This window comes from uncultured Alsobacter sp. (assembly GCF_945952055.1).
Taxonomy (GTDB): domain Bacteria; phylum Pseudomonadota; class Alphaproteobacteria; order Rhizobiales; family Beijerinckiaceae; genus Alsobacter.
This window is the reverse complement of record NZ_CAMFHB010000001.1, coordinates 79,239-104,442: the sequence shown is the minus strand read 5'-3', so window position 1 is coordinate 104,442 and position 25,204 is coordinate 79,239. Positions and strand designations below refer to the sequence as shown.

The 25,204-nt window shown below is 72.1% G+C and carries 26 protein-coding genes; 14 read left to right on the top strand and 12 right to left on the bottom strand.

Translation table 11 applies throughout. From position 1 onward, the window contains the following. Nucleotides 1-66: 66 nt before the first annotated feature. Nucleotides 67-804: a trypsin-like serine protease gene (locus Q0Q47_RS00455; RefSeq protein WP_293853207.1), complete on the bottom strand. Its 738-nt coding sequence runs from the start codon at nucleotides 802-804 to the stop codon at nucleotides 67-69. A gap of 95 nt (nucleotides 805-899) precedes the next feature. Between Q0Q47_RS00455 and Q0Q47_RS00450 the strand changes: the two genes are divergently transcribed. The 7 genes from Q0Q47_RS00450 to Q0Q47_RS00420 are packed head-to-tail and all read left to right on the top strand — an operon-like array spanning nucleotide 900 to nucleotide 3,823. Next, nucleotides 900-1,460 (top strand): head-tail connector protein, encoded by a 561-nt coding sequence (locus Q0Q47_RS00450; RefSeq protein ID WP_293853205.1) that lies wholly within the window; start codon nucleotides 900-902, stop codon nucleotides 1,458-1,460. Continuing rightward, nucleotides 1,457-1,789 carry a phage head closure protein gene (locus tag Q0Q47_RS00445; RefSeq protein ID WP_293853204.1) on the top strand — a complete coding sequence of 111 codons (333 nt, stop codon included), beginning with the start codon at nucleotides 1,457-1,459 and terminating at the stop codon, nucleotides 1,787-1,789. The genes Q0Q47_RS00450 and Q0Q47_RS00445 overlap by 4 nt, the downstream gene beginning before the upstream one ends. Beyond that, the gene (locus tag Q0Q47_RS00440) at nucleotides 1,786-2,193 is read left to right on the top strand and encodes a DUF3168 domain-containing protein (protein ID WP_293853202.1); all 408 of its coding nucleotides are present in this window, start codon (nucleotides 1,786-1,788) and stop codon (nucleotides 2,191-2,193) included. Before Q0Q47_RS00445 ends, Q0Q47_RS00440 begins: the two co-directional genes overlap by 4 nt. Before the next feature lie 14 nt (nucleotides 2,194-2,207). Continuing rightward, nucleotides 2,208-2,618 carry a phage major tail protein, TP901-1 family gene (locus Q0Q47_RS00435; protein WP_293853201.1) on the top strand — a complete coding sequence of 137 codons (411 nt, stop codon included), beginning with the start codon at nucleotides 2,208-2,210 and terminating at the stop codon, nucleotides 2,616-2,618. A gap of 11 nt (nucleotides 2,619-2,629) precedes the next feature. After that, nucleotides 2,630-2,962, top strand: a complete 333-nt coding sequence (locus Q0Q47_RS00430; protein WP_293853199.1) for a gene transfer agent family protein — start codon at nucleotides 2,630-2,632, stop codon at nucleotides 2,960-2,962. Continuing rightward, complete coding sequence (locus Q0Q47_RS00425) at nucleotides 2,959-3,189, top strand: rcc01693 family protein (RefSeq protein WP_293853197.1); 231 nt, start codon at nucleotides 2,959-2,961, stop codon at nucleotides 3,187-3,189. The genes Q0Q47_RS00430 and Q0Q47_RS00425 overlap by 4 nt, the downstream gene beginning before the upstream one ends. Before the next feature lie 31 nt (nucleotides 3,190-3,220). Next, a complete protein-coding gene (locus Q0Q47_RS00420; RefSeq protein ID WP_293853195.1) occupies nucleotides 3,221-3,823 on the top strand; it encodes a phage tail tape measure protein in 603 nt (200 codons plus the stop codon). A 5-nt stretch (nucleotides 3,824-3,828) separates the two neighbouring features. Here Q0Q47_RS00420 and Q0Q47_RS00415 read toward each other — a convergent pair whose 3' ends face one another. Beyond that, the gene (locus Q0Q47_RS00415) at nucleotides 3,829-4,071 is read right to left on the bottom strand and encodes a DUF465 domain-containing protein (RefSeq protein WP_293853194.1); all 243 of its coding nucleotides are present in this window, start codon (nucleotides 4,069-4,071) and stop codon (nucleotides 3,829-3,831) included. 107 nt (nucleotides 4,072-4,178) lie between these two features. Between Q0Q47_RS00415 and Q0Q47_RS00410 the strand changes: the two genes are divergently transcribed. The 7 genes from Q0Q47_RS00410 (at nucleotide 4,179) to Q0Q47_RS00380 (ending at nucleotide 13,691) form a co-directional block, all read left to right on the top strand. After that, nucleotides 4,179-4,820, top strand: a complete 642-nt coding sequence (locus tag Q0Q47_RS00410) for a DUF2460 domain-containing protein (protein WP_293853192.1) — start codon at nucleotides 4,179-4,181, stop codon at nucleotides 4,818-4,820. Nucleotides 4,821-4,830: 10 nt separating this feature from the next. Beyond that, the gene (locus Q0Q47_RS00405) at nucleotides 4,831-5,724 is read left to right on the top strand and encodes a DUF2163 domain-containing protein (RefSeq protein WP_293853190.1); all 894 of its coding nucleotides are present in this window, start codon (nucleotides 4,831-4,833) and stop codon (nucleotides 5,722-5,724) included. Then, entirely contained in the window at nucleotides 5,721-6,173 is a 453-nt protein-coding gene (locus Q0Q47_RS00400; RefSeq protein ID WP_293853188.1) for an NlpC/P60 family protein, read from the top strand. Before Q0Q47_RS00405 ends, Q0Q47_RS00400 begins: the two co-directional genes overlap by 4 nt. Then, nucleotides 6,170-10,129 carry a glycoside hydrolase/phage tail family protein gene (locus Q0Q47_RS00395; protein WP_293853186.1) on the top strand — a complete coding sequence of 1,320 codons (3,960 nt, stop codon included), beginning with the start codon at nucleotides 6,170-6,172 and terminating at the stop codon, nucleotides 10,127-10,129. Before Q0Q47_RS00400 ends, Q0Q47_RS00395 begins: the two co-directional genes overlap by 4 nt. Nucleotides 10,130-10,154: 25 nt before the next feature. Further along, nucleotides 10,155-11,561: a DUF2793 domain-containing protein gene (locus Q0Q47_RS00390; RefSeq protein WP_293853184.1), complete on the top strand. Its 1,407-nt coding sequence runs from the start codon at nucleotides 10,155-10,157 to the stop codon at nucleotides 11,559-11,561. Between the two features lie 7 nt (nucleotides 11,562-11,568). Further along, nucleotides 11,569-12,330: a glycosyl hydrolase 108 family protein gene (locus tag Q0Q47_RS00385; RefSeq protein ID WP_293853183.1), complete on the top strand. Its 762-nt coding sequence runs from the start codon at nucleotides 11,569-11,571 to the stop codon at nucleotides 12,328-12,330. Nucleotides 12,331-12,419: 89 nt separating this feature from the next. After that, nucleotides 12,420-13,691 (top strand): DUF4038 domain-containing protein, encoded by a 1,272-nt coding sequence (locus Q0Q47_RS00380; protein ID WP_293853181.1) that lies wholly within the window; start codon nucleotides 12,420-12,422, stop codon nucleotides 13,689-13,691. Nucleotides 13,692-13,901: 210 nt separating this feature from the next. On the opposite strand, the gene Q0Q47_RS00375 is transcribed toward Q0Q47_RS00380, so the two are convergent. The 10 genes from Q0Q47_RS00375 to Q0Q47_RS00330 form a co-directional block, all read right to left on the bottom strand. After that, nucleotides 13,902-15,794 carry a hypothetical protein gene (locus Q0Q47_RS00375; protein ID WP_293853179.1) on the bottom strand — a complete coding sequence of 631 codons (1,893 nt, stop codon included), beginning with the start codon at nucleotides 15,792-15,794 and terminating at the stop codon, nucleotides 13,902-13,904. Next, on the bottom strand, nucleotides 15,791-16,522 hold the full coding sequence (nanR, locus tag Q0Q47_RS00370; RefSeq protein ID WP_293853177.1) for a transcriptional regulator NanR: 732 nt from the start codon (nucleotides 16,520-16,522) through the stop codon (nucleotides 15,791-15,793). Before nanR ends, Q0Q47_RS00375 begins: the two co-directional genes overlap by 4 nt. A 4-nt stretch (nucleotides 16,523-16,526) precedes the next feature. After that, nucleotides 16,527-17,432 carry a nucleoside hydrolase gene (locus tag Q0Q47_RS00365; RefSeq protein WP_293853175.1) on the bottom strand — a complete coding sequence of 302 codons (906 nt, stop codon included), beginning with the start codon at nucleotides 17,430-17,432 and terminating at the stop codon, nucleotides 16,527-16,529. A 17-nt stretch (nucleotides 17,433-17,449) separates the two neighbouring features. Further along, nucleotides 17,450-18,325, bottom strand: coding sequence for a carbohydrate ABC transporter permease (locus Q0Q47_RS00360; RefSeq protein ID WP_293853173.1), 876 nt, complete (start codon nucleotides 18,323-18,325; stop codon nucleotides 17,450-17,452). Continuing rightward, nucleotides 18,322-19,236 (bottom strand): carbohydrate ABC transporter permease, encoded by a 915-nt coding sequence (locus Q0Q47_RS00355; protein WP_293853171.1) that lies wholly within the window; start codon nucleotides 19,234-19,236, stop codon nucleotides 18,322-18,324. Before Q0Q47_RS00355 ends, Q0Q47_RS00360 begins: the two co-directional genes overlap by 4 nt. Then, the gene (locus tag Q0Q47_RS00350) at nucleotides 19,233-20,510 is read right to left on the bottom strand and encodes an extracellular solute-binding protein (RefSeq protein ID WP_293853170.1); all 1,278 of its coding nucleotides are present in this window, start codon (nucleotides 20,508-20,510) and stop codon (nucleotides 19,233-19,235) included. Before Q0Q47_RS00350 ends, Q0Q47_RS00355 begins: the two co-directional genes overlap by 4 nt. A 72-nt stretch (nucleotides 20,511-20,582) precedes the next feature. Continuing rightward, nucleotides 20,583-21,419: a phosphogluconate dehydrogenase C-terminal domain-containing protein gene (locus Q0Q47_RS00345; RefSeq protein WP_293853168.1), complete on the bottom strand. Its 837-nt coding sequence runs from the start codon at nucleotides 21,417-21,419 to the stop codon at nucleotides 20,583-20,585. Nucleotides 21,420-21,433: 14 nt separating this feature from the next. Continuing rightward, a complete protein-coding gene (locus Q0Q47_RS00340; protein WP_293853166.1) occupies nucleotides 21,434-22,807 on the bottom strand; it encodes a four-carbon acid sugar kinase family protein in 1,374 nt (457 codons plus the stop codon). Further along, nucleotides 22,804-24,078 (bottom strand): ribulose-bisphosphate carboxylase large subunit family protein, encoded by a 1,275-nt coding sequence (locus tag Q0Q47_RS00335; RefSeq protein WP_293853165.1) that lies wholly within the window; start codon nucleotides 24,076-24,078, stop codon nucleotides 22,804-22,806. The genes Q0Q47_RS00340 and Q0Q47_RS00335 overlap by 4 nt, the downstream gene beginning before the upstream one ends. Beyond that, nucleotides 24,075-25,094: a Gfo/Idh/MocA family oxidoreductase gene (locus Q0Q47_RS00330; RefSeq protein ID WP_293853163.1), complete on the bottom strand. Its 1,020-nt coding sequence runs from the start codon at nucleotides 25,092-25,094 to the stop codon at nucleotides 24,075-24,077. The genes Q0Q47_RS00335 and Q0Q47_RS00330 overlap by 4 nt, the downstream gene beginning before the upstream one ends. Nucleotides 25,095-25,204 lie beyond the last annotated feature (110 nt).

The following is a 25,204-nucleotide window of genomic DNA, read 5'->3' as shown; positions in this document are numbered from 1 at the left end:
TGGGCCGGGCCCGGCCAGGACGCGGCGAGGTGGGCGCCTTGATGGCGGGCCCGAGGCGTCAGCGCTTCACCGCACGCCCCAGCCGCCGAGCACGCCGTCGATCCAGCCGCGCTGCGGGCCGACGAGAAGGCCCTGGGTCAGGGCCCCGCAGCGTGCCTTGCCGGCGCCCTCGGCCCAGACGGTGACGGCGATCACGCCGCCGCCGTCGAGGATCGGGCCGCCGGAATCGCCCTGGCAGGCCCCCGCGCCCGACGCGTTGCGGCCGGTGGCGGGGTCGGTGAGCCAGACGAGGATGCTGCTCGGGCCGAAGGGCTCGATGACGCCGAGCTCGGCCGTGCGGAACTGGCCGCCGCTCACCGCCGAACCCTCCACGCCGAGGCCGTAGCCGGCCACGGTCAGCCGCGCGTTCGGGCCCGGCCGGCCGGCCTGCGACAGGCCGATCGGCTCGAAGCCCGGAAGCGGTGCCGTGAGCCTCACCAGGGCCATGTCGATCGACCTCCGGCGGCCCTTCACGGCGCCCGCGTCGTAGCCCGGGTGCACGGCGATCTTCGCCGGTTCCAGCATCACGGGCTGCCCGCCGCCGTCCTTGTAGTGGACGCGGTAGGCGTTCGCGCCGGTGACGCAGTGCGCCGCGGTGAGCAGCACCGTCGGCGCGATGAGCGAGGCGGAGCAGAAGGCGCCGCGGTCGTTGAGCACCATCAGGGCATGGCGGGCGAGGCCCGTGTCGGGGCGTCCCTGCACCACGGCATGGGCCGGGCCGGCCGTGGCCAGTGCCACGACGGCAGCGACAATCCACTTCGGCATCGCAACCCGCATCTCTTCCGCCTCCGGCGACACATGGGCCGCTGCTTAGCACGCTCTCGCCGCGGCGCCAGCCATCTCGCTCGGGAGACACCGCCATGGCCCTCGACATCGTGATCCCACCCTCGGCCGAACCGCTGGGGCTCGAGGAGGCCAAGGCGTGGTTGCGCGTCGACGGCAGCGGCGAGGACGCGCTGCTCATGGCGCTCGTCGCGGCGTCCCGCGCCGCGGTGGAGGCGGCCTGTGGCCGCCTGCTGCTGACCCAGGGCTGGCGCCTGCGCCTCGACGCGTGGCCGGAACACGGGCCGCTTCGCCTGCCGGTGTCGCCCGTCACCGCCGTCACCGGCGTGACGGTCGTGACGGCCGGCGGTCCCGTCGACGTCGATCCGGGCTGCTGGGTGCTCGCCACCTCGCGCGATCCGCCGCGCCTCGTCTTCCTGCGGCCGCCGCCCCTACCCGATCCACCGGCCGGAGGCATCGCGATCACCGGCACGGCGGGCCTCGCCGGGGCGCCGTCCGCCCTGCCCGAGGCGGTTCGCCAGGCCGTGCGCCTGACGCTCGCCGCGCTCTGGGAGAACAGGGGCGACGCGGCCCTGCCCTGGGCGGTGCCGTCGGCCGCGCTGGCGCTGCTGCTCCCGTTCCGGAGGATCCGCCTGTGAGCCCGCTGCCGCCGCTCGCGTCCCTGCGCCAGCACCTCGTGCTGGAGGCTCCCGTCGATACGCCCGACGCCGCCGGCGGCCTGGCCCGCCGCTACGTCGCGGCGGGCTCCGCCTGGTGCGCGGTGACGCCGCTGAAGGCCAGCGACGCGCCGCTGGCCGACGCCCCGGCGCTCGCCATCACGCATCGCGTGACGCTGCGCTGGCGGGCCGGCGTGACGGCCGCCATGCGCTGGCGCGAGGGTGACCGCGTGCTCGACATCCGCACCGTCTTCGATCCCGACGAGCGGCGGCGCGCCCTCGTATGCCTGTGCCAGGAGACGCGACCGTGACCAGCCCCATCCTGGCTTTGCGCGCCGCCCTGCGCTCGGCACTGCTGGCCGATGCCGACCTCGTCGAGCGTCTCGGGGGAGCGCGGGTGTGGGACCAGCCGCCCCAGGGCACCAGTCCGCCCTACCTGCTCTTCGCCGAGGCCGAGGCGCGCGACTGGAGCGACGCCGACGTCGCGGGGCACCGGCACGCGCTCGCCCTCGTCGCGTGGTCGCAGCAGGCCGGCGACGCCGAGGCACTCGGCATCGTCGAGCGCGCCGCGCTCCTCCTCGACGGAGCCGAACCGGCGGTCGAGGGCCACCGGCTGCTGCTCCTGCGCGTGTCGGCGCAGGAAGCCTGGCGGCCCGATCGCCAGGGCCTGCGCCGCGCCGTGCTGCGGCTCACCGCCCTCACCGAACCCGCCTGACGAAAGGACCCGCCATGGCCGCCCAGAGAGGCAAGGACCTGCTGCTGAAACTCGACGACGGGGCGGGGGCGTTCGTCGCCGTCGCCGGCCTGCGCGCCCGCCAGATCACCTTCAACGCCGAGGCCGTCGACGTCACCCATGCCGGCTCGGCCGGCCGCTGGCGGGAACTGCTGGCGGGCGCCGCCGTGCGCCGCGCCACGGTGAGCGGCTCGGGCGTGTTCCGCGACGAGCAGTCCGACGCGCTGGTGCGCCAGGTGCTGTTCGACGACGAGATCCGCCCCTGGCAGGTCTGCGTGCCCGACTTCGGCATCGTGCAGGGCTCCTTCCATATCGCCAGCCTGGACTACCGCGGCGACCATGCGGGCGAGGTCACGTTCGACCTCACGCTCGAGAGCGCCGGCCCCCTCGTCTTCACCGCGATCTGACGGAGAGCCCCATGGTCAACGCGCGACGCGGCGAGGTCGAGGCGACGCTCGCCGGCCGCTCCTTCGTCTTCTGCCTCACCCTCGGCGCGCTGGCCGAGCTGGAAGCCGCCTTCGGCGCCAGCGACGTCGATGCGCTGGGCCGCCGCTTCGCGGCCGGGCGCCTCTCGGCGGGGGACCTGCGCACCATTCTCGTGGTCTCCGCCCGCGGCGGCCCGCGGCCACAGGATGCCGAGGCTCTCGCGACGCTGCCCCTGGGCGGCGAACTGCATCTCTTCGTCGACGCGGCGATCCGCGTCCTCGAAGCCGCCTTCGGCTCGGGCGCGGACCCCTCACCGCGCCCTTGAGCCCCGCAGGACGCCGGCCCGCCCGGGGCGAGGGAACTCTCTCCCGCCCCTTTCCCTGGGCCGAGGCGCTGGCCTTCGGGCTCGGCGTCCTGCGGTGGCCGCCCGCCGCCTTCTGGTCCGCCACCCCGCGCGAACTCGCCGCCGCGGCGGGTCGGCGCGGCGGTCCCGGTGGCGAGCCTCCGGACAGGGCGGTCCTGGGAGAGCTGCTGGCGCGGTTTCCCGACTGAGACCGCTCACCGTCCCGCCAAAGGAGGTCCCATGGATCCCACAGCGCAGTTCACCGACACCCTCCAGGCCGCCGGCCGCGACATGGAGCGCCTGACGGCCATGGCGGAGAAGCTCTCGGCTTCGCTGGCCGGCGCCTTCGCCACCGGCATCGCACGGGGCAAGAGCTTCGACGACGTGCTGAAGGGGGTCGCGCAGCGGCTCGAGCAGACGGCGTTGAAGGCGTCGCTGCAGCCCCTGCAGCAGCTCGTGGCGTCGGGGGTCGGCACGGTGACGAGCGTCCTGGGGAGCGCGCTCACGTCCGCGCTGGGCGGCTTCGCGGGCTCGGGGGGCGGGGAGGGGGTCTCGGCCGCGGCGCCCGTGATGCGGGCGGCGAGCGGGGCCGTGCTGACGACGCCCACCTACTTCCCCACCGCGGGAGGCCTGGGCCTGGCGGGCGAAGCCGGGGCGGAGGCGATTCTGCCCTTGGAACGCGGCGGCGACGGCCGCCTCGGCGTGCGCGCCAGTGCCGGCACGCGGCCCGTCGCCGTCACGGTCAACGTGGCGACGCCGGATCTCGACGGGTTCCGGCGATCGGAAGCCCAGGTCTCCGCCGCCATCGCCCGGGCGGTCGCCCGGGGGCAGCGGGCGCTGTAGGCCGCTCAGGCGGCCGTGCGCAGCATGGCCGCGATTTCGTCCTTCAGCTTCAGGCGCTTCTTCTTGAGGCCTTCGAGGGCTTCGTCGCTCGCCGGAGCCACGTCGGCTTCGATGCGATGGATCTCGCGGTTCAGGGTCTCGTAGGTCTCGGCCAGACGCGCGAAATGGGCGTCCTTGATCTTCAGGGACGAGATGGCTGCGGCGCTGCTGGGAAACTCCTCGTGCAGGCCGTGGGGGACGTGGGTCATCTCTCGCTTCTCCTCGCATGACGGGGCGCAGGGCGCCCTCCGTCGCGTATCTGAGCCCTCAACCGCCTCGCCCGCCTTGAGCAGGATCAACCCCCGGAGAGGTCCCCATGCCGGCCCCCTTCCACGAGGTGCTGTTTCCCGTCGACATCGCGCTTCGCGCGCGGGGCGGGCCGCGGCGGCGTACCGACGTCGTCGTCACGGGCTCGGGCCGGGAGGAGCGCAACGCCCGCTGGGCCCACTCGCGCCGCCACTACGAGGCCGGCTACGGCGTGAAGACCCTGGCGGCGCTCGCCGAGGTCGTGGCCTTCTTCGAGGAACGCCGCGGCCGGCTCTACGGGTTCCGCTGGCGCGACAGGCTCGACGACCGCTCGTGCCGCCTGGGCACCCTGCCGACGCCGTTCGACCAGCCGATCGGCACGGGCGACGGCACGACCCTGAGCTTCCAGATCGCCAAGACCTATGGCTGGGCCTTCGCGCCCTATGTGCGGCCCATCCGCAAGCCGGCGGCCGGCAGCGTGACGGTGGCCGTGGGCGGCCAGCCCGTGTCGGCCGCCGACCTGTCGATCGATGCCGCCAGCGGGCTCGTGACCTTCCGGGCCGGCCGCGCTCCCGCGCCCGGCGCCGCGGTCACCGCGGGCTTCCTGTTCGACGTCCCCGTCCGTTTCGACACCGACGATCTCGCCGTCGATTTCGCCGCCTTCGAGGCCGGGGAAATCCCGCAGATCCCCCTCATCGAGATCCTGCCCTGAGGACCCCACCATGCGTGACCTGCCTTCGAGCCTGCGCGAGGCGTTCGCGTCCGGCGTGACGACGCTCGCCCGCTGCTGGACCCTGCGCCGCCGCGACGGCACCGTGCTGGGCTTCACCGACCATGACCGCGACCTCGACCTCGGCGGCGTCGTCCATGCCGCGGGCACCGGCCTGGAGGGCTCCGACATGCACGGCGAACTGGGTTTCGCCGTGGGCGGCGGAGACGTCTCCGGCGCCCTCACGGCGCCCGGGCTGGCGGAGGACGACCTCGCCGCGGGCCTGTGGGACGATGCGCGCGTGGAGCTGTGGCTGGTGGACTGGCAGGCGCCGCAGACGCGCGTCCTGCTCGACGTCGGCACCATCGGCGAGGTGCGTCGCGCAGGCGCGGCCTTCGTCGCGGAGATGCGCGGCCTCGCCCACCGGCTCGACCTGCCACGCGGCCGGCTCTACCAGGCGCGCTGCGACGCCGACCTGGGCGACGCGCGCTGCGGTGTCGATCTCGCCGATCCGCGCTGGTCCGCGACGGGGTGGGTCGCCGCGACGGATGGGGTGTCGTGGTTCACCGCCACCGGGCTCGAGGCGTATGCCGACGGGCTCTTCAACGGCGGCCGGGTGACCTTCGCGCAAGGCGGGCTGGCGGGGCAGATGGCGCAGGTGCAATTGCACCGCCACGATGCGTCCGTCGTGTCGCTGACGCTGTGGGAGCCGGCACCCCGCGCCATCGAGCCCGGCATGGCCTTCACCGTTTCGGCGGGGTGCGACGGCAGCCTCGGCAGCTGCACGGGGCGCTTCGGCAACCTGCTCAATTTCCGCGGCTTTCCCCACATGCCGGGCAGCGACTACGTGCTGCGCAACATCCGCACCGGCGACGGCCGCATGGATGGTGGGAGCCTTTTGTCGTGACCGCCGGTCCCTCGGATGCGGCCCGCATCGTCGCGGAGGCGCGGGCCTGGATCGGCACGCCCTACCGGCACGCCGCCTCGCTGCGCGGGGTGGGCTGCGACTGCCTCGGCCTCGTGCGCGGTGTCTGGCGGGCGCTCTACGGCGAGGAGCCGGAACCCGTGCCGGCCTACTCTGCGGACTGGGCCGAGGCGGCCGGCGCGGAGACGCTGCGCGACGCGGCCGCCCGGCATCTCGCCGGCCGTCCGGTCGACGAGGCGCGGGCAGGGGACCTCCTGCTCTTCCGCTGGCGCGACGGGACGCCCGCCAAGCATTGCGGCATCGCCACCGGCCCCGGCCGCATGGTGCACGCGCACGACGGGGCGAGCGTGGCGGAGGTCGACCTCGGCCTCTGGCGCCGCCGCCTCTCCCACGCCTTCCGGTTTCCGCCCCTGCCGGAGTTCCGCCCATGAGCACCCTCGTCCTCCAGGCCGCCGGCGCCGTCGCCGGCGGGGCCATCGGCGGCCCGGTCGGGTCGGCGGTCGGTCGCGCCCTCGGCGGGCTGGCCGGCGCGGCGCTCGACGGCGGGCTCCGGCACAGCAGCCATACGGTCGCCAGCCGCAGCGTCGAGGGCCCGCGCCTCACCTCGCTGCCGGCGCTCGGCTCCAGCGAGGGCGCGCCCATCCCGCGCGTGTTCGGCCGGGCCCGGATCGGCGGCGAGATCATCTGGGCGACGCGCTACGAGGAGGTCGTCTCGGTCAGCCAGTCGACCTCCACCTCGGCGACGCGCACCTCGTCCAGCGGCGGCAAGGGCTCCCGCACGGCCGCGAGCGCGACGAGCGTCACGACCACGACGCGCTACAGCTATTTCGCCAACTTCGCCGTCGGCCTGTGCGAGGGACCCATCGCCTTCGTCCGGCGCGTCTGGGCCGACGGCAAGCTCCTCGACACGCGGACGCTCGCCATGCGCGTCCATCGCGGCACGCAGGACCAGGAGCCCGATCCGCTGATCGTCGCCAAGGAGGGCGCTGCCGCCGCGCCGGCCTACCGCGGAACCGCCTACGTCGTGTTCGAGCGCCTCGCTCTCGAGCCCTTCGGCAACCGCGTGCCGCAGCTCACCTTCGAGGTCGTGCGCCCGGTCCACGGTTTCGCCGACCGGATCAGGGCGGTGAACCTGATCCCCGGCGCGGGCGAGTTCGTGCTGGATCCGCAGCCGGTCTCGCGCGTCGGCGACCTCGGCGCGACGGTGGCCGAGAACACCCACCAGTGGCAGGCCGCCAGTGACTGGGGCGCCTCGCTCGACGCGCTGCAGGCCCTGTGCCCCAACCTGCGCCGCGTCAGCCTCGTCGTGGCGTGGTTCGGGGATGACCTGCGGGCTGGCTCCTGCACCGTCGCGCCCCGGATCGAGGATGCGGGGCGCAGCCATGTCGGCACCGCATGGAGCGTGGCCGGCCTGGACAGGGGGCATGCCCGTGTGGTGTCCCGCGCCGACGGCGTCCCCGCCTTCGGCGGCACGCCGTCCGACGCCTCCGTCGTCCGGGCCATCCGCGATCTCAAGGCGCGGGGGCTGGAAGTGACCCTCAACCCGTTCCTGATGATGGACGTCCCGGCCGGCTCCGGCCACCAGGACCCCTGGTCGGGCGCCGCCGACCAGCCGGCCTATCCCTGGCGCGGCCGCATCACCTGCGACCCCGCGCCCGGCCGGCCCAATTCCGCCGAGGGCACGGCGTCGGCGCAGGCGCAGATCGACCGCTTCTTCGGCCAGGCGCTCGCGTCGCACATGGTGCTGGCGGGCGACGCGGTGTCCTATGCGGGGCCCGACACGTGGTCGCTGTCACGGCAGGTCCTGCACTGCGCGGCGCTCGGCGTCGCGGCCGGCGGCGTCGACGCGGTCCTCATCGGATCCGAGCTCGTCGGACTGACGCGCGTCCGCGATGCCGCGGGACGCTATCCGGCGGTCGACCGGCTGGTCGCGCTGGCCGGCGAGGTGCGCCGGCTGGTGGGGCCCGCCACCGCCGTCACCTATGCGGCCGACTGGACCGAGTATGGCGGGCACTGGCCCGCGCCGGGCACGCTGCGCTTCCCGCTCGACACGCTGTGGTCAGCGCCGGCCGTCACGGCCGTCGCCATCGACGCCTGGTGGCCGATGGCCGACTGGCGGGACGGGCCTCTGCACGCCGACGCGAGCCGCTTTCGCGGCCCGCACGATCCGGACGGGCTGCTGGCCGGCACCGCCGGCGGCGAAGGCTACGACTGGTACTACGCGAGCGACTCGGACCGGCGCCTGCAGCGGCGCAGCCCCATCACGGACGGGCTCGGCAAGCCGTGGATCAACCGCCCGAAGGATCTGCAGGGCTGGTGGGCCTCCCCCCACGTCGAGCGCGACGGCGGCATCGAGACGCGATCCACGGCCTGGGTGCCGCAGGGCAAGCCGATCTGGCTCATGGAGGTGGGCTGCCCCGCCGTCGACAAGGGAGCCAATGCGCCCAACGCCTTCCCCGATCCGCGATCGACGGCCGCCACCCTGCCGCCGTTCTCCACCGGCGCACGGGACGACCTGATGCTCGCGCGCGGCGTGATCGCCGTCCTCACCCGTTTCGATCCCGCCGCGGCCGGCCATCCGGCCGGATCCAATCCGGTCTCGCCCGTCTATGGCGGGCGCATGGTCGACCCCGATCGCATCCATGTCTGGGCCTGGGACGCACGCCCTTTCCCGGCCTTTCCGAGCCTGGCGTCGGTGTGGGCCGACGGCGCCTCGTGGCAAACCGGGCACTGGCTGAACGGCCGGCTGGAGGCCGCACCGCTGGATCTCCTCGTCGCGGACGTGCTTGCGGCCACCGCCGTCGCCCCGGTGGGCCGCGTCGCGGTGGACGGATGGTGCCACGGCTTCGTCCTCGACCGTCCCCTCTCCGCCCGTGCCGCGCTGCAGCCGCTTGCCGAGGCCTTCGGCTTCGAGGCCGTGGCCTCCTCCGGAGAACTGCGCTTCCTGGCCGATGGCTCGCGCCGGTCCGTCGCCATCGCGCCGGACGACCTGGTGCCGGGTCGGGACGGGAGCCTCGTCCAGCGCGTTCGGGCGCAGGAAGCGGACCTCGTCGACGAGCTCACGGTCGGCTTCATCGATGCCGAGGGTGACTATGCCAGCGCGGCCGCGACCGCCCGGCGAGCGGGAGGAGCGAGCGTCCGCACCGCCCAGGTGGACCTTCCGGCCGTCCTCGACCGCGCCGTCGCCGAGACCATCGCCGAGCGTGCGCTGCACCGCGCCTGGATCGCGCGGGAAACGGCGACCCTCGTGCTGCGCCCGGGGCTGCTGGAGCTGGAACCCGGCGACACGGTGATGCTTCCCGCGCCGGGGGCCCCGGGCCCCTATCGCATCGTGCGGATCCGGGATGCGGGGCAGCGGGAGATCGAGGCCCGCGCCGTCCCCCCGCCTCCGGCATCGCCTCCCCCAAGGGCCAGACCCCGGCCGGGCACGGCGGCGGCGCCCTCGGTGGCCGGCCGTCCCCTGATCGTGACGCTCGACTGGCCGCTGGCCCGCACGGACCCGGCGGTGCTGCAGTCTTTCGCCGCGGCGGCCGATCCGTGGACGGGCCCCCTGGCCGTCTGGCGCTCCGTCGACGGGGCGTCCTACGCGCTGGCGGGCAGCATCGCCGCCGCGTCCCTGATCGGCCGGACCATGGCCCCGCTGCCGGCCGGGCCGCCGTGGCGGTGGGATCGCACGGCCGTCTGCGACGTGGTGCTGTCCGGCGACGGCCTCGTCGGTCGGGGCGACCTGGCCGCCCTGGCGGGCGAGGCCGTCGCGGCCGTGCGCGGCGCCGACGGGCAGTGGGAGGTCCTGGCCTTCGCGGCCGCCGACCTGGTCGGCCCGCGCCGGTTCCGGCTGAGCCGCCTGCTGCGTGGCCTCGGCGGCTCGGAGAGAGCGGCCGCGCGGCCGGCGCCCGCCGGCTCCGACGTGGTGATCCTGGACGGCTCGCTGTTCGACGCGGCGGTCGGCGCCGACGCGCTCGGCCGCGCGCTGCGCTGGCGGATCGGCCCGGCCACCGCCGACGTGGGCGATCCCGCGATGGTCTCGCTCACCGCGACGCCGGGTGCGGACGCGCTGCGGCCGCTGGCGCCGGTGCGGGCCGGGGCGCGGCGCACGGCGGATGGCGTCGCTCTCGCATGGATCCGCCGCAGCCGCCTCGGCGGCGATGCCTGGGAGCCCGTCGACACACCGCTGGACGAGGCCTCCGAACGCTACGAGGTCGACGTGCTGAAGGCGGGCCTCGTGGTCCGCACCCTGGGCGCCACGTCGCCCGCGGTGCTCTACCCCGCTGCGGCCGAACTCGCGGACTTCGGCGCGCCGCAGCCCACCCTGTCGGTCCGCATCGTCCAGCTCAGCGCCAGCGTCGGGCGCGGCGCCCCGCTGGAGGCCGTGCTGGCGGCCGCCTGATCCCACCCTCCGAGGATCCTCATCCATGTCAGACAGCACGCGGCTGCGGTTGCCCTACCTGGCGGCCGCACAATCCCAGAAGCACGTCACCCACAACGACGCCTTGCAGGTGCTCGATGCGCTGGTGCAGATCGCCGTTCTCGACCGCGACCGCCTCGTGCCGCCGACGGCTCCGGCGGAGGGCGATCGCCATCTCGTCGGCACCTCGCCGACCGGGGCCTTCGCCGGCCAGGCGGGCCGCCTGGCGGCCTTCGAGGACGGCGCCTGGCGCTTCCACCAGCCGCGTGCCGGGTGGCTCGCCTTCGTCATCGCCGAGCAGGCGCTGCGCCTGTTCGATGGCACCTCCTGGACCGATGCCGGCCTCGCCCTGCGCACGCTGGCGGGTCTGGCGGGCCTCGGCATCGGGGCGGCGCCCGACGGGCAGAACGCCTTCGCCGCGAAGCTCACGGGCGGGTACTTCACGGCCAGGACGGTCGCGGAGGGCGGCACCGGCGACGTCCGTCTCGCCCTGAACAAGGAGGCCCTCGGGCGCACCGTCTCGCACGTCTACCAGTCCGGCTGGTCCGGGCGCGCGGAAACGGGCCTCGCCGGAGATGACCGCTACCGCATCAAAGTGTCGGCCGATGGCGCCGCCTGGCACGATTGCCTGGTCGCCGATCCGGCGACGGGGGCCGCGAGCCTCCCGGGCGGCCTCACCGACATCGCCGGAGCTCCCCTCGGGGGCCTGCGCAATCACGTCGTCAACGGCGAGTTCGCCATCGCCCAGAGGGGCGCCGGTCCCTTCACGCTGGCCACCGGTTCGGTCTGGACCTTCGACCGCTGGGTGGCCGTCGGCACGGGCTCGGTCGCGGGGCAGGTCAGCCGGACGGCTGGCGTGCCCGACGGGCCACCCGGCTGGGTCGCGACCCTGAACGTCACCTCGGCGGCCGTCGGTGGCCTGGAATGGAGCACGCGGCTGGAGGACGTCTCGCGCCTCGCCGGGCGGACGGTCACGCTCTCCTTCTGGTACCGCACCGCCTCCGCGTCGTTCTCCGTGGAAGCCCGCCAGCTCTTCGGGGCAGGCGGCAGTCCGGCGGTCGTCGCGTTGCCGCCCACGGCGCTCGCCATCTCGCCGGCCTGGCAGAGGATCCGCTTCGTGGTCTCGCTGCCGCCGGTGCTGGGAAAGACCATCGGAACGGGGTCCTCCCTCGCGCTCCGGCTGCTGCTCACGGGGACCGCGCCGGCCACGCTCGACGTCGCGGGCGTGCAGCTCGAGGAGAGCCCGGTCGCGACGCCGTTCGAGCGGCGGCCGCCATCGCTCGAACTCCTGATGGCCCGCCGCTACTTCCGCCGCTCCGCCCTGGCCGTGCCCGCCGCCGACCTCGCGCTCGAGATGCGGGCCGCGCCGGTCGCCAGCGGCACGGGCCCCTACGACTACCTGGCCGAACTGTGAGGCTGACATGGACACGTCCTTCGACACCGCACTGGCCTGCGTGCTGCGCCACGAGGGCGGCTGGTCCGACGACCCGCGCGACCCGGGCGGTCCCACCTTCCGCGGCATCACGCTGTCGACCCTCGCCGCCCACCGCGGCCGGCCGGTGACGGCGGCCGAGCTGAGGGCGCTCGAAGCGTCCGACATCGCAGCGATCTACCGGGCCCGCTACTGGCGGGCGGTGGCGGCGGACCGGTTGCCGTCGGGCCTGGACCTCGCCGTCTTCGACCTCGCCGTGAACTCCGGTCCGGGCCGCGCCATCCGCCTGCTGCAGAGCGCGCTGGGCGTCACCCCGGACGGCCGCATCGGTCCGGCAACCCTGGCAGCCGCCGCCAGGGCCGATCCGCTGGCGGCGATCCGGGACCTGCAGCGAAGACGCCTCTCCTTCCTGCAGCGCCTCGCTGCCTGGACCGCCTTCGGCCGCGGCTGGAGCCGCCGCGTCGCCGATGTCGAGGCCGAGGCGATCCGCCTCGTCCGCGCCACGCCTGCGCCTTCCGTTTCAACAGCAAGGGACATTGCGATGATCGATACGAAATCCATTTTCCTCAGCCGCACCATCTGGGCCAACGCCATCGGCGTGGTCGCCTTCGGGCTGTCGGTGCTGGGCTTCGACACCAAGGCGATCGACTCCGGCGGTCTAGCCGATGCCGCTCTGCAGATCGTGACGGCGGGGAGCTTCGTCGCCTCGTCGGTCTTTCGTGTGCTGGCGACGCGGCAGCTCAGCGGCTGACGCAGACGCAAACCGCTGGACGCGGAAACTGGTATGATGACATGATCTCTCGGCCTGGCGCGTCAAGACGCCGGGCCGGGAGGCATGACATGGGCAAGCTCGTCCTTGCGCCCAACGGGCGCCATTTCCTGCGCGACGGCAGGGCGTTCTTCTATCTCGCCGACACGGTCTGGGCGACGTTCTCCAACGTGACGCTGGAGGAGTGGGCTCGCTATCTGGCGGTCCGGCGCCTGCAGGGCTTCACGTCCCTGCAGATCAGCATCCTGCCCATCACCCACGACCGCAGCGTGCCACCCACCGAGCTCGCACCCTTCGAAACGCAGCCCGATGGCCGCTGGATCCTGTCGCGGCCAAACCCGGCCTATTTCGACCGGGCCGAGCGCATGCTCGAGATGGCCGTCGCGGAAGGCTTCCTGCCGGTGCTCACGGTGCTGTGGTGCAGCTACGTCCCGGAGACGCGCTGCTCCCGCGGCAGCCCGATCCCGTCGGCCATGGCGCTTGCCGACGTCGCCCCCTACGCGACCATGGTGACGCGCCGCTTCCGCCGCTTCGATCCCGTGATGGTGATCAGCGGTGACACCCGGTTCGAGTCGCCCGACGAGGCGCCCTACTACGGCGCGGCCCTCGAGGCGGTGCAGCGGGAGTGGCCGGACGCCACTGTCTCGATGCACCTCCATCCCGAAGGACACCTGCCGGCGCCGTTCGACACGGCCGTCGACTTCTACTCGTTCCAGTCCGGGCACCACGTGGCCCACTCCGACCGGCCCTGGATGCTCGCCGAAACCTTCCTCGGCTACCCCAAGCGCGTCCCGGTGCTGAACTCCGAGCCCTGCTACGAGGGCCACGGCCGCATCACCCAGGACGGCAGCCGCTGGTCACGCGACGAGGTGCGCCGCGCGGCCTGGCAGAGCCTGCTCTCCGGCGCCAGCATGGGCGTCGCCTACGGCGCGCACGGCGTGTGGAGCTTTCACCGGCGCGGCTTCGATTTCCTCGCGAAGGCCCGTTCGCTCGAACCCTTCGACTGGGAGGACGCCCTGACCATGCCGGGCGCCTGGGACATGGGCTTCGCGCGGCACGTCTACGAGACCCACGACCTCTTCGCCATGGAACCCGCGACGATCCTCGAGGGCGCCATTCCGCAGATCCGGACCATGGCGACGCCCGACCGCTCGCGCCTGGCCGTCTACTGCCCCGCCCCCACGGACCTGCGCTTCACCGTGGATCTCACGGGCTACGACGTCCGCGGGATCGATCTCGCCAGCCGCCAGGCGTTCTGGCCCGTGGTCGACCGCGGTCCCCGCTCGCTGGTCCGCCAGCCCCCGATGAACGGCGATGGCCTGATCCTGGCGGAGCGGCGGTAGGGGGCAAAGGGACTGCCTAACAACGGTTCCCACAGTCTCCAACTCGGCATTCTTCCAGTTCGCGCTCCCTCTCAACCGTCATGGCCGGGCTTGGCCCGGCCATCCACGACTTTGCCGGGGCCGTTCCGAAGTCGTGGATGCCCGGGCCAGGCCCGGGCAGGACGAGGGAGGGGAGCAAGGCGTGCACGCTTCTTGGCCGAAGCGTGTCTCTCACCCCGTGACGAACGCGACCGCATAGGGACCGAGCACCGCCGGCAGGGCTTCCGGAGTCCCATCGATCCAGCCGGCGTCGCCGCGCGCCTCAGCAACGGTTGAGACGTCAAGCACGCGTCCCGGGCCCGTGAGCCCGAGGGGCTGTTCCTCGGCCGTGAGGTTGGCCACGACACCACGTTTGCCCGTCCCGTCGCGCCACGCCAGCGACGCCAGGCCCGTGCCGACAGGCAGCTCCGCCCACTCTTGTCCCGAAGCCCGCGCCAGCGCCGCCATCACGTGGAAGCACGGCCAGAGGCCGGTCTCGTCGCCGAGCCCCAGGAAGCCGTGGCTGGCATGCAGGCAGACCATCGCCGCTCCCGCCTCCGTGGCGGCCGCCGCGTACCCGACCGTCCAGGCCGCGCCGAAGAGCCCGCGCTGGCGCGGGTCGCGATCGGCCAGCGGCATGCGCAGCCAGTCCGGGTTCCGTGGCTCGGTCGCGCCGTACGGATTGGAGCGCATGGCGATGGACGATGGCCCAAGGTGCCAGGGCACGCCGGGCCAATGGTCCCTCACGCGGTGCCCGATGTGGACCAGCGTCTCCAGCGTCTCCATCACGGCCTCGTCGTCGGCATCGTGCACGATGGCCGTCGTGCCGTGGGCGATGAAGGCGAGGTTCGCCGGATCGGGCCGCTTGCGGTTCAACTCCGTGAAGTTGGTCATCATGCCGCCGCCGACCGCAGCCCCCGGGAAGGCACTGCGCGCGGCGGCGTAGTACTCCTCGAGTGGGGGCAGATCGGGCCATGGCCCGCTCGGCTGAAAGCTCTTGAGAAGGGGAGCCGGCACCACCAGGACCGCGTCGGGCCGCAGGCCGGCCTGGGCGCACAGCACCGCTGCGGCGGCCAACTCGTCGGCCGGGGACGACACGGCCGGTGCGACGATCTCCACCTGTGTGCCGCGGCCCGCGGTCAGCCGGGCTGCCGCCGACAGATGGTCGGGGAGATCCGCGCGCCGCATGTCCGCCTCGATGACGGCCCAGGGCATCCGCAGGCCACGCACGGCGGCCAGGGCCGTCGGCGGAGCCTTGTCCGCGCCATGCGGCACCGCGATCGCAAAACGCGGCAGCGCATCGACACGGGACGCAGCGGACGCATCGGCGGCCGCGGCCGGCCCCCCATCCGTCGCATCGACCGACACCGTCACCTGCTGCCGGAACGGCTCGCCGGCGGGCAGCCCGTAGGGCCAGGGATGCAGCAGTGAGCCGACATAGGTCTTGAACGACGCGTCGCACCAGTTGCGCTGGTCCTCGGTCTCGAAGCGGCCCAGCGGGTCGGTCGGCAGCGAGGCGTCCATCAGGCACGTGACCGTACCGGCGCCCGCAAGCGCGTAGCGCAGGCCGCGCAGGTCGAAGAAGGGTTGGCCGGGGCTGATGCTCTCGGGGAAAACCGCGTCGCTCTCGTGCTCCGCGACGTCGAGCAAGGTCACCGGCATCCCGGCGAAGCCGGCAGGATGGAGAACGACGAAACCGGCCCGGTTGGTGACGATCTCCGCGTCCGATCGTCCCTCCACGGCGAAGGAGAACGTTCCGTCGGCGCGGCCCTCGATGGAGGCGGCGAAGGCGAAGCGCGCGCCCTCGGCCTCGATGGTGCCGTTGAGGCCCACGCGAAAGCCGCTGTCGGTCCGTTCCAGCACGGGATCGTCGAGGCGGACCGGCAGCGTGCCCCAGGCTTCGTCGCGGATCAGGAACGAGATCCCGCGCACGATTTCGACGCCGTTCCAGGCGAGCCGGCGGATGCCGCCGTCGACGAGGTCGGCGGTGAGCGCTCCGGCGCGAAGGCGCAGGCGGGGCGGCGGCGGGGCGGCGGTGCCGTAGAGACGTTCGGCCACAGGCTCCATCGCGCCGCGGCCCGTCATGACGACCCGCTGCCCGTGGCGTCGGTTCCCAGGCGCCGATAGAGCTCGTTGGCCCGCGTGAGATGGTCGCCCATCGCGGCGGCGGCCGCGTCGGGATCGCCGGCCGCGATCGCGGCCAGGATGCGTTCGTGCTCGGCGAGCGTCAGCTGCTCCGCGCCGGGCGCGCGCACCAGCGATCGGTAGAAGGCGCCGAGCCAGCCGAACGTCGCCTCGATGATGGCCGGAAAGATCGGATTGCCCGACAGGTTCGCGATCTCACGGTGGAAGGCCATGTCGCGGTCGAGGAAGTCCTCGAGATGCGTCAGCGCTTCCCGCTGGTCGTCGAGCCGCGCCCGCAGGGCGGCCACGCCCTCGGGGGTCGCGCGCTCCGCCGCCAGCCGCGCCATGCCGGTCTCCAGGAACAGGCGGGCATCCTTCAGGTGATCGAGCGAATGTGTGTCGGAGCGCAGCAGATGCCGCGCCCCTTCCTGCACCTGTGCCAGCAGGTTGCCGGCGGTCGGCACGACGAGGCGGGCCCGCTCGCCGTGGGTGATGCTGACCAGCCCCCAGCGTTCGAGCGACTGCAGCGCCTCGCGGATGGCCGGTCGCCCGACCTGGTAGGCTTCCATGAGCTCGCGCTCCGAGGGCAGCGGATCGCCTGGCGCGATCTCCCCGCTCTCGATGCGCGACAGGAGCCGCTCCACCACCTCGTGGGAGAGTTTCCTGCGGTGGATGGGCTCCTGGCGCATGGCGTCATCCGTCGAAGCGCGCAAACTCCCGGATGCCTCGGGCGAAGCGCGAGAGCTTTGCGAAGAAGTCTTCCTGAATAAAGCGCACGTCGACGGTTTCATAGACCCTGGCGGGCCGGTTCATGCCGTTGGGCACGTAGCTCATCAGGTCGTTGAACTCGGGGCCCGGCCGGTACTCCCACTTGCCGCACTCCGGGTACATCATCACGCCGATGGCCGGGCTGTCGCCCAGCGAGCGGTGTTCGATGGGGCCCGCCACCATGCGGGTGTTCCAGTCGATGAGCTGCTCCACCAGGTACTTGCCGATGGGGCCCTTGTCGTAGACGCGCTCGTAGAGCTCGGCGTAGCCGACCGCCATCATGCGGTAGACCGTCATCGGGATCTGCCAGACCTCGATGCCGGAGCCGAACACGAGGTTGGCGCCGGCGATGTCGTTCGACAGGTTGTACTCGCGTCCGCCGTGCGGATAGTGGCCGCCGCCGATCCAGATCACGCGCACGTTCCGGTTGACGATCCGCGGCTCCATCAGGATCGCCGACGCCATGTCCGTGAGCGGGCCGAGGAAGGCAATGTGCAGCGGGCGCGGGTCGTCCTTCATCGCCTCGCGGATGATCATCTCGGCCCCGGCCGAAGGTGCCGGCGTCTGCGCGTCGGGGATCGGGCCCAGCGCGCCGTCGGCCACCCGCACCTGTCCGGTGAGGTCCATGAGGTCGAGGATCTTGTGCACCTCGTCGGCCGAGTCCTTCAGGCTCGTCTTCGACTTGATCGCGCCGAAGTGGGCCGGAATGATTCCATGCAGGTCGAAGCAGGGCGTCAGGAGAGCCTGGACGATGGCGTACTGGTCGTCGGCCTCGTTCTTGGCGTCGGTGTTGATGATGACGCGTTGCAGCTTCTCGGGTGGCAGGCGCATGTCGTGCTCCGTTGGGGTCAGGATTTGAGGGAGCCGGACAGTCCGTCGACGAAGTACCTCTGGAAGAAGAGGTAGACGAGGACCAGCGGCACGATGGTGATGCACTGCGCTGCGGCGAGGAGCTCGTAGGCGGTCGAGAACTCCGTCTGGAAGTTCACGAGCCCCAGCGGCAGCGTGCGGTTGGTGTTCTGGCGCAGGAAGATCTGGGCCAGGATGAACTCGCTCCAGGTGGCGATGCCGTCGAAGATGATCAGCGACACGACGGCCGGCTTGGAGAGCGGCAGGACGATCCGCCAGAAGACGCCGAACCACGTGCAGCCGTCGATGAACGCCGCGTCGATGAGCTCGCGCGGGATCGACCGCATGTACCCCCGCATGACCAGGATCGCGAAGGGCAGCCCGAAGCCCAGGTAGATCCAGAACAGGCCGAACAAGCTGTCGATCAGGTCGACGCTGCGCAGGAGCAGGGTCAGCGGCACCAGCGTCATCTGGATCGGCACGACGAGGCCGACGATGAAGAAGGTGAAGATCCAGCGTTCGCCGGGCAGCCGCAGGAAGGTCAGCGCGAAGGCGGCGAGCGAGGCGATCAGCACGCCGGTCGGCACCTTCACCAGCGTCATCATGGCGGAGTTGGCGAAGTAGATGCGGATGCCGACGTCCCAGGCCTTGGAGAAGTTCGCCCACTCGATGTGCCTGGGCAGCGAGAACGTGCCGCCATGGGCGAAGTCGGAGGCCGATTTCAGCGCCGTGAAGATGAGGATGAAGACCGGCGCGAACCACACGAGCGCGAAGATCGACAGGCCCGCGTAGAACACGACGCGGCTGACCGGGATGCGGGTGCCGCGCGCGTACTCGGCGGCGCGGGGATGGGAGCGAAGGGCGGCGTCGGTCATTTCTCCGCCCCCAGCCGGCGCGTGTAGGGAATGGCGAAGATCAGCGTCAGGCCGAAGAGCACGACGGCGATGGCGGTGCCGAGCCCGATGCGGTTGAAGTTGTAGGTCAGGAAGTACATCCAGGTGCCCAGCACCTGCGTCTGGTTGGCCGGGCCGCCATAGGTCATCACGTAGACGACGTCGTAGACCTTCAGCGAGTTGATGAAGGTGATGGCGAGGACCACGAAGGTAGTGTCCTTCAGCATCGGCCAGATCACGAAGCGGAAGCGCTGGATGCGGCTGGCGCCGTCGACCTCGGCGGCCTCGATGATCTCGCGCGGGATGGTCTGCAGGCCGGCGAGATAGAGCAGCATCGGCAGGCCGGTGTTGTGCCAGGCCGCCGCGACCATGACCGCGAAGAGCGCGATCGAGGGCTCGGAAAGCCACGCCCGCTGCAGGTTCTCCAGTCCCACCCACTCCAGGAACTGGTTCAGGAAGCCCAGCGTCGGATGATAGATCCAGGTCCAGATGAGGCCGCAGATGCTGAGCGAGAGGATCGCGGGAAAATAGAAGATGCCGCGCCAGAAGCCTCGGGCGACCAGCTTGCCGTTGAGCAGCAGGGCGAGCCCGAGGCCCAGCGCCGTCGGCACCACCAGCGCCACGGCCGTCCACAGGGCGTTGTTCTTGAGCGCGATCCAGAAGACCCGGTTCGACGTCCACAGGGTGACGTAGTTCTCGAAGCCCACGAAGCGCTTCGTCGGGCTGATGCCGTCCCAGTCGAACAGGCTCAGCCAGGACGAGTAGACCAGCGGGTAGACGATGATGGTCACGTAGATCAGGAACGCCGGCGCGAGGAACAGCGCGCCGACGATCCATTCGGGCCGCAGGGAGGCACGGCGGCCCCCCTGCGTCACGGGCGTGGTGACGCTCACTTGGTGCGCGCCTTGAAGGCGGTGATCGCCTGCTGGACGCTCTTGGCGGCCTCGGCCGGGGTCATCGCGCCGAGCACGACGCTGTCCTGCGCCTCGAAGTAGGCGGCGACCATTTCCTGCGGCAGCGACTGGTCGCCCGGCAGGTAGAGCTGCAGGCCTTCGGAAAGCCACTTGGCGTACTGGCTCTGGATCGGCGAGTCGGCGCCGGGCGTGATGCCCTTCACCGCGCTCGGTCCGCCGATGCTCTCCATGTTCTTGGCCGCGAGGTCGGGCCGCACGACGTAGGTGGCGAAGAGCAGCGCGGCATCCTGCACGTCCTTCGACGCCTTGGCCGAGACCTGCAGCTGCTGCTGGAAGCCGGAGACGCGGCGCGGCGTCTGGTCGGTCGGCATCAGGAAGGTGCCGTAGGTGTTGGGATCGATGTTCTCGCGCTTCAGGCGCGTGACCTCGACCGAGGGCACCTCGAGCACCATGGCCGCCTTGCCCTGGTAGAGGAGCTGCATGTTCGTCGCCGGGTCGACGTTCAGGAAGCCCGGGTTGAAGTAGCCCTTGTCGTTCCATTCCTTGAGCTTGGCGAAGGCCTTGACCACGGCCTCCTGGTCCCAGCTCTCGTCCATCGCCTTGATGGCGTCGTGCTTCTTGGGGCCGGCGTAGTGCTCGATGAAGAAGTCGGTGAAGCGCATCGTCATCCAGCTGAACTTGCCGCCCAGCGAGAAGGGGATGATGCCGGCGGCCTTCAGCTTCGCGGCGGCCTCCTCAAGCTCGGCGAAGGTGTTGGGCACCTTCACGCCGGCCTTCTCCAGCATCTCCTTGCGGTAGACCATCGTCATCGGGACGACGCGGTTGGGCACGCCCCAGAGCTTGCCCTGGTCCTTGGCGAGCTCGATGGCGGCGGGCGCCAGCGTCTGGTCGAGCTTGAGCTCGCCGATGCGTGGCGTCAGGTCGAGGGTGAGGCCCGCCCGGCTGTAGGGATAGGCGAGGCTGCCGCCCCAGTTGAACCACAGGTCGGGCATCTTGCCCGAGGAGGAGCCGACGCGCAGCGCCTGCTTGAACTCGTCGGTGCCGAACTTCGTGTATTTGATCGTGATGTTCGGATACTGCTTCTGGAACGTCTCGATCACGGGATCGAAGCCGTTCGTAGCCAGCGCGAAGAGTTCGACGGTGACCTTGCCGGTGGGCACGGTCTGGGCCGCCGCGGGCAGCGTGGTCGCGGCCGCAAGCGCGAGGCCCGCGGCTCCGGCCAGGAGGTGACGACGATCAAGCAAGCGGGTCATGGGCGTTTCTCCAGGTGCTTTGTTCGTTTTGGGTTTTTGGCAGGCGATAGGCGAAGGCAGGCGACACGGCCCTCAGCGGGCCGGATTGCAGATGTCCTTGACGCTCTCGGTGATCGCGTCGGGCTCGAGCACGGAGAGCCAGTCGTCGCGGAACAGGCGCGGCATCGCCTTGGCGATGGCGAGCTTCGCGCCGTCGGAGAATTGGCCGGGGTACTGCTCGAACAGCAGCGCGAGCTCGATGCCGAGATGGCCGAGCATGAAGTCCCAGGCGGCGCCCTTCGGCACGCCCTTGGCGACGGCGGCGTCGGTGGCCTGGCGCAGCGCGGTGACGAGCGTCGCGCCGATCGTCTCCGAGAGGCCGGGCTCCAGGATCGCCATCTGTTCCACCGTGACGCGATGCGACACGGTCACGGGTGCGTAGATGGCCTTCGCCACCGCCTCGCACTGCGCGTAGTGCTCCTCCGGTCCTTGCATCAGCGCGCAGACGATCGCCTGCGGGGCGATGCCGCCGAAGAAGTCGGCGTGCCGTTCCGCGGTCGGCTCGTGCTTGAAGATCGACGGGTGGCAGGGGTGCGAGATGAAGTAGGTGACGTCGTCGCGCTTGGGCAGTTCGCCGGCATGCGGGGCCGCCGCGTCGAGCATGACAATGGCGCAGCCCGGCTTCACGCGCTCGATGAAGCCCTTGGCGATCTTGCCGATCAGCGCGTCGGGCACCGCCATCAGGATCCCGTCCGCCGCGGCGAGCGCGTTGTCGGCCGGCACGCAGGTGATGCCGAGGTCCTTCTCGACCCGCGCCCGCGCGTCGGGGTTCACCTCGACATGGTCGACCTGCCAGGGGCCGCCCTTCAGGTTGAGGGCGAGGCGCCGCCCCATCTTTCCGCCTGCTCCCAGGAGCGCGATCTTTTCCATGGGCCTTGGTCCTTTCACGTCAGGGGAGCGCCGGCCTTGACGGCGCCGAAGAAGGAGGCGGAACCCACCTGGCCGCCCTTGAGGGCGACCTCGAGCGGTGGGCGGGAGGGATCGTCGGACCAGGCCGCGCAGAGCGGCGACCCGGGTGCGAGAGGGGCCAGGGCTGTGAGCGCCATCAGCCCGAGGCTGCTCGCCACGTCGCCCGAGGTGTCGCCGCCGGCGACCGCGACCCGGGTGAGACCGGTGCGCTCGAGCAGCGTCCGCATCACGCTGGCCAGGGCCTGTCCGATGCGCCGGTTCGCGGCGGCCGGATCGAGGCCGGTACGCTCCGCCGCCGCAGCGACGGTGGCGAGCGACGGATCCGCGGGGCCGAGCGCGCTGAAGACGAGCGGGTCGCGCCCTTGCCCCAGCGCCGCGAGGGCGAGGCCCGTGCAGCGGTCCGCTTCGCGTTCGACATCGCCGGACACGGCCGCCGCGGCATCGAGGCGGATCGCGTCGAAGCCATGCTCGGACGCCCAGCCGATCTGGGCCTGGGTGGCCGGCGAGCAGCTGCCGCTGACGACGGCGATCCTGTCGACCGCCGATGCGGGCCGCGCCGCGGTCTCGGGCGCGAGGGCGCCACAGCCGCGCCAGTAGGCCACGAGCGCGTATTGCAGGCCCGACGAGGATGCCGTGAACAGTCCCTCGCCGCGGTTCTCCCACACGAGCCGGCCGGCCTCGGCCAGGGTCTCGTCGTCGAGCACGTCGATGAGAACCACCGGCACGTCGTCGCCGGCCAATCCGGCCAGGCGATCGGCGCCGCGCCCCTGCTTGAGCTGCACGAGATGCACGAGCTCGATGCGCCGTTGCGTCTGGCGTGACAGGTGGATGGCGAGGTCGGCCTCGCCCATCGGCGTCACCGGATGGCGCGCCATGGTGGGATGGCGATCGAGCCGGTAGCCGACGTCGTCCAGCGTGGCGAAGAGGTTGCCGAAGGCCTGGAAGCGGCGCAGCCGCGGCGCACCCACGACCATCGGCGTGAACCGGCCGGGCGCGTGCTGCACGCCGAGGTCGACGGCCTTGCCGATGGACCCGACATGGGGCGCGGAGTCGAAGGTCGAGCAAACCTTGTACTGCAGCACCGGGGCGCCGAGCCGCGCCAGGGCCTCGAACCGTCCGGGGAGATTGGCTTCCATCCAGGCCGGATCGCGGCTGCGCGAGACGCCGGCGATGCCCACCGCCCGCGCATCGGGAAAGCGGGCCATCCGTTCGGGCGTGGGATCCTCCAGGAACAGCACGATCGGCAGGCCGGCGAAGGCCATCACCTCCATCGTGTCGGTCGAGCCCGTGAAGTCGTCGCCGTAGAAGGCGAGCAGCAGGCCGCCAGGGAGGGCGAGGGCGTCCGTCACCGGCCGATTCCCATGGCAGCGGCGACGTCCGGTTCCTGCCGGGCGAGGTCGTCCAGGGACACGCCCTCGACGGCCGCCTGCCACGCCTTCCGCAGGGCGACGACGCCGGCCTTCACGCCGCCCGGATGGCCGAAGATCCCGCCTCCCGCGGCGAAGATGAGGTCCGTCGTGCCGATGGCCGCATAGGTCGGTGCCGCCTGGCGTACCGTCTGCCCCGAGCTGAACACGGGCATGGCCGCCATGGGCGCCTGGGGGAACATCGGGGTGAGCACCGCCTGCGCGGACGCGATCACGCTGGCGTCGTCCTCGCAGAACTTGTTGGCGAGGCCGTTCACGTGCAGGTGGTCGGCGCCGGCCAGCCGCCAGAGCATCTGCCAGGGCGCATAGTCGAAGCCGAGTGCGGGGTGACGGGACAGATAGCCCCAGCCGTTGCGGTGAGCGTGGATCGGCAGGGCGCTGTGCCGCGCGAGCTCGACCATGCCGACGAAGCCGACCGAGTGCAGGCTCGCCATCACGCAGGTGCCGCCCTGCGCCACGACGAAGTCGTGCCGGCGCCGCATCTCGTCGAGCTCGCCCGTGAGGTTGAAGGCGATCATCGCCTTCTTGCCTGTGCGGTCGGCGGCCTCGTTGACGACCCGCATGACCGCGCGCACGCGGTCCTCGAAGGGGCAGTGCGGCCCGTCGGCCTGGAGCTCGTCGTCCTTCACGAAATCGATGCCGCCAGCCACGAGCTGCGCCACCTCGTGGGCGGTCTCGTCGGGTGACAGACCCACGCTCGGCTTGACGATGGTGCCGATCAGCGGACCGTCCGTGACGCCGGAGAGCCGGCGCGTGCCGTCGATGCCGTGGCGCGGTCCGGGATAGCGCTCGGCGAAGGCGGCGGGGAGCGCCAGGTCGACGAGCCTGAGCCCCGCGACGCAGTTCAGCTCGAACAGGTTGCCGGCGATCGTGGCGACGAGGTTGGGCAGGGACGGGCCCATGTTGGCGAGCGGCCAGGAGAGCTCCAGCACGCAGCGCCGCAGGACCGGCCCTGTCTTGGCGCCCGGCAGGCCGGGGCCCTCGACCTCGCCCACGATCTCGAGTGTCTCGACTTGCGCGCCGGACCGCTCCTTCAGCCCTTTCGTCTCGCGCGCCAGCGCCACGAAGGTTCCGCTCGACTGTTCGCCCGCGATGATCTCGGCGGCGCGCTCGGGCGCTTCCGCCGTGTCGAGGACGTAGCGCGCGACGACGCGCTCGGGCGGGGAGGGAGCCTGGCGGCCGGAGGCGGTCATGCGGCAGCTCCCGAGATGGTGACGGCCTCGCCCCGCGCCGCGCTGTCGTAGGCGGCGAAGACGAGTTCGAGCGTCCGCAGGTTGTCGGCCCCGGAGGGGGCCGGCTCGCGCCCGTTGCGCAGGCAATCGAGCCAGTGCCGCTGGATGGCGATCACGCTGTCCTGGATCAGGTGCCAGGGGCGCTCGCCCCAGGCCGGCACGGGCGGATCGACGGAGCGGACGGAGGTCTGGCCGCCCGTCGTCACCGCGAGGCGATAGCCCGGCGAGACCTCGAGCGTTCCCGTGTCGCCCTCGATCCGGACCAGCGTTTGCGGGAAGGGGTCGGGATCGAGCTTGGCGAAGAAGGAGATCTCGACGGTGCTCACCGCACCCGAGGCGTGGTCGAGCACGAGGGTGGCGGCGTCCTCGCCGGCGACACGCGGGTTCAGCCGCTGCGTCCGGCAATAGAGGCGCGTGACGTCGCCCAGGAAGAAGCGCGCGAGGTCGAGCACGTGCACGCCGACGTCGACGAGCGCGAGCCGCGGCTCCGTCGCCAGGTAGGGCTGGTTGGCATAGATGTCGAAGCCGTGGCGGAAGCTGATGCGAGCGAAGGCGGGTCGTCCGATCGCGCCGTCCTGCAGGAGCCCGGCCATCGCCTGCATCGGGGCCTGCCAGCGGAAGTTCTCGTGCACCAGCAGCGGGACGCCGGCGGCCCGCGCGGCGGCGACCATGGCGCGACCGTCGGCGAGATCGAGGGCGAAAGGCTTCTGGCAGATCGTCGGCAGGCCGGCGGCGGCGCACATTTCGACCAGGGGCCGGTGGCTCTCGACCGTCGTGGCGATGTCCACGAAATCGAGGCGCTCGGCCGCGAACATGGCCGCAGCGTCCCGATACACGGCCTTGGCGCCGAATTCGCGGGCGAGGGCCTCGGCCCTGTCGAGAGCCCGGTCGCACAGGACCATCTCGACGCCCAGGTCGCGCCAGGCTGCCAGGTGATTGCGGGCAAAGAACCCGCAACCGATCAATCCTCCCCGCATGGTGCCTCTCTCTGGAGATCACTCGTGTACTCATCATACCAGTTGACGGGAGCGCTGCAAGAGCGTTCATCCGCGGGGCTCGCAGCAACGCGGCCGCAAGGAATTCTTGC

Bases quoted from the DNA above. Each gene is read 5' to 3' on its own strand.
- Q0Q47_RS00455 (WP_293853207.1), bottom strand. From the start codon at position 804: ATGCCGAAGTGGATTGTCGCTGCCGTCGTGGCACTGGCCACGGCCGGC.
- Q0Q47_RS00450 (WP_293853205.1), top strand. From the start codon at position 900: ATGGCCCTCGACATCGTGATCCCACCCTCGGCCGAACCGCTGGGGCTC.
- Q0Q47_RS00435 (WP_293853201.1), top strand. From the start codon at position 2,208: ATGGCCGCCCAGAGAGGCAAGGACCTGCTGCTGAAACTCGACGACGGG.
- Q0Q47_RS00430 (WP_293853199.1), top strand. From the start codon at position 2,630: ATGGTCAACGCGCGACGCGGCGAGGTCGAGGCGACGCTCGCCGGCCGC.
- Q0Q47_RS00420 (WP_293853195.1), top strand. From the start codon at position 3,221: ATGGATCCCACAGCGCAGTTCACCGACACCCTCCAGGCCGCCGGCCGC.
- Q0Q47_RS00415 (WP_293853194.1), bottom strand. From the start codon at position 4,071: ATGACCCACGTCCCCCACGGCCTGCACGAGGAGTTTCCCAGCAGCGCC.
- Q0Q47_RS00410 (WP_293853192.1), top strand. From the start codon at position 4,179: ATGCCGGCCCCCTTCCACGAGGTGCTGTTTCCCGTCGACATCGCGCTT.
- Q0Q47_RS00405 (WP_293853190.1), top strand. From the start codon at position 4,831: ATGCGTGACCTGCCTTCGAGCCTGCGCGAGGCGTTCGCGTCCGGCGTG.
- Q0Q47_RS00395 (WP_293853186.1), top strand. From the start codon at position 6,170: ATGAGCACCCTCGTCCTCCAGGCCGCCGGCGCCGTCGCCGGCGGGGCC.
- Q0Q47_RS00390 (WP_293853184.1), top strand. From the start codon at position 10,155: ATGTCAGACAGCACGCGGCTGCGGTTGCCCTACCTGGCGGCCGCACAA.
- Q0Q47_RS00385 (WP_293853183.1), top strand. From the start codon at position 11,569: ATGGACACGTCCTTCGACACCGCACTGGCCTGCGTGCTGCGCCACGAG.
- Q0Q47_RS00380 (WP_293853181.1), top strand. From the start codon at position 12,420: ATGGGCAAGCTCGTCCTTGCGCCCAACGGGCGCCATTTCCTGCGCGAC.
- Q0Q47_RS00375 (WP_293853179.1), bottom strand. From the start codon at position 15,794: ATGACGGGCCGCGGCGCGATGGAGCCTGTGGCCGAACGTCTCTACGGC.
- nanR (WP_293853177.1), bottom strand. From the start codon at position 16,522: ATGCGCCAGGAGCCCATCCACCGCAGGAAACTCTCCCACGAGGTGGTG.
- Q0Q47_RS00365 (WP_293853175.1), bottom strand. From the start codon at position 17,432: ATGCGCCTGCCACCCGAGAAGCTGCAACGCGTCATCATCAACACCGAC.
- Q0Q47_RS00360 (WP_293853173.1), bottom strand. From the start codon at position 18,325: ATGACCGACGCCGCCCTTCGCTCCCATCCCCGCGCCGCCGAGTACGCG.
- Q0Q47_RS00350 (WP_293853170.1), bottom strand. From the start codon at position 20,510: ATGACCCGCTTGCTTGATCGTCGTCACCTCCTGGCCGGAGCCGCGGGC.
- Q0Q47_RS00345 (WP_293853168.1), bottom strand. From the start codon at position 21,419: ATGGAAAAGATCGCGCTCCTGGGAGCAGGCGGAAAGATGGGGCGGCGC.
- Q0Q47_RS00335 (WP_293853165.1), bottom strand. From the start codon at position 24,078: ATGACCGCCTCCGGCCGCCAGGCTCCCTCCCCGCCCGAGCGCGTCGTC.
- Q0Q47_RS00330 (WP_293853163.1), bottom strand. From the start codon at position 25,094: ATGCGGGGAGGATTGATCGGTTGCGGGTTCTTTGCCCGCAATCACCTG.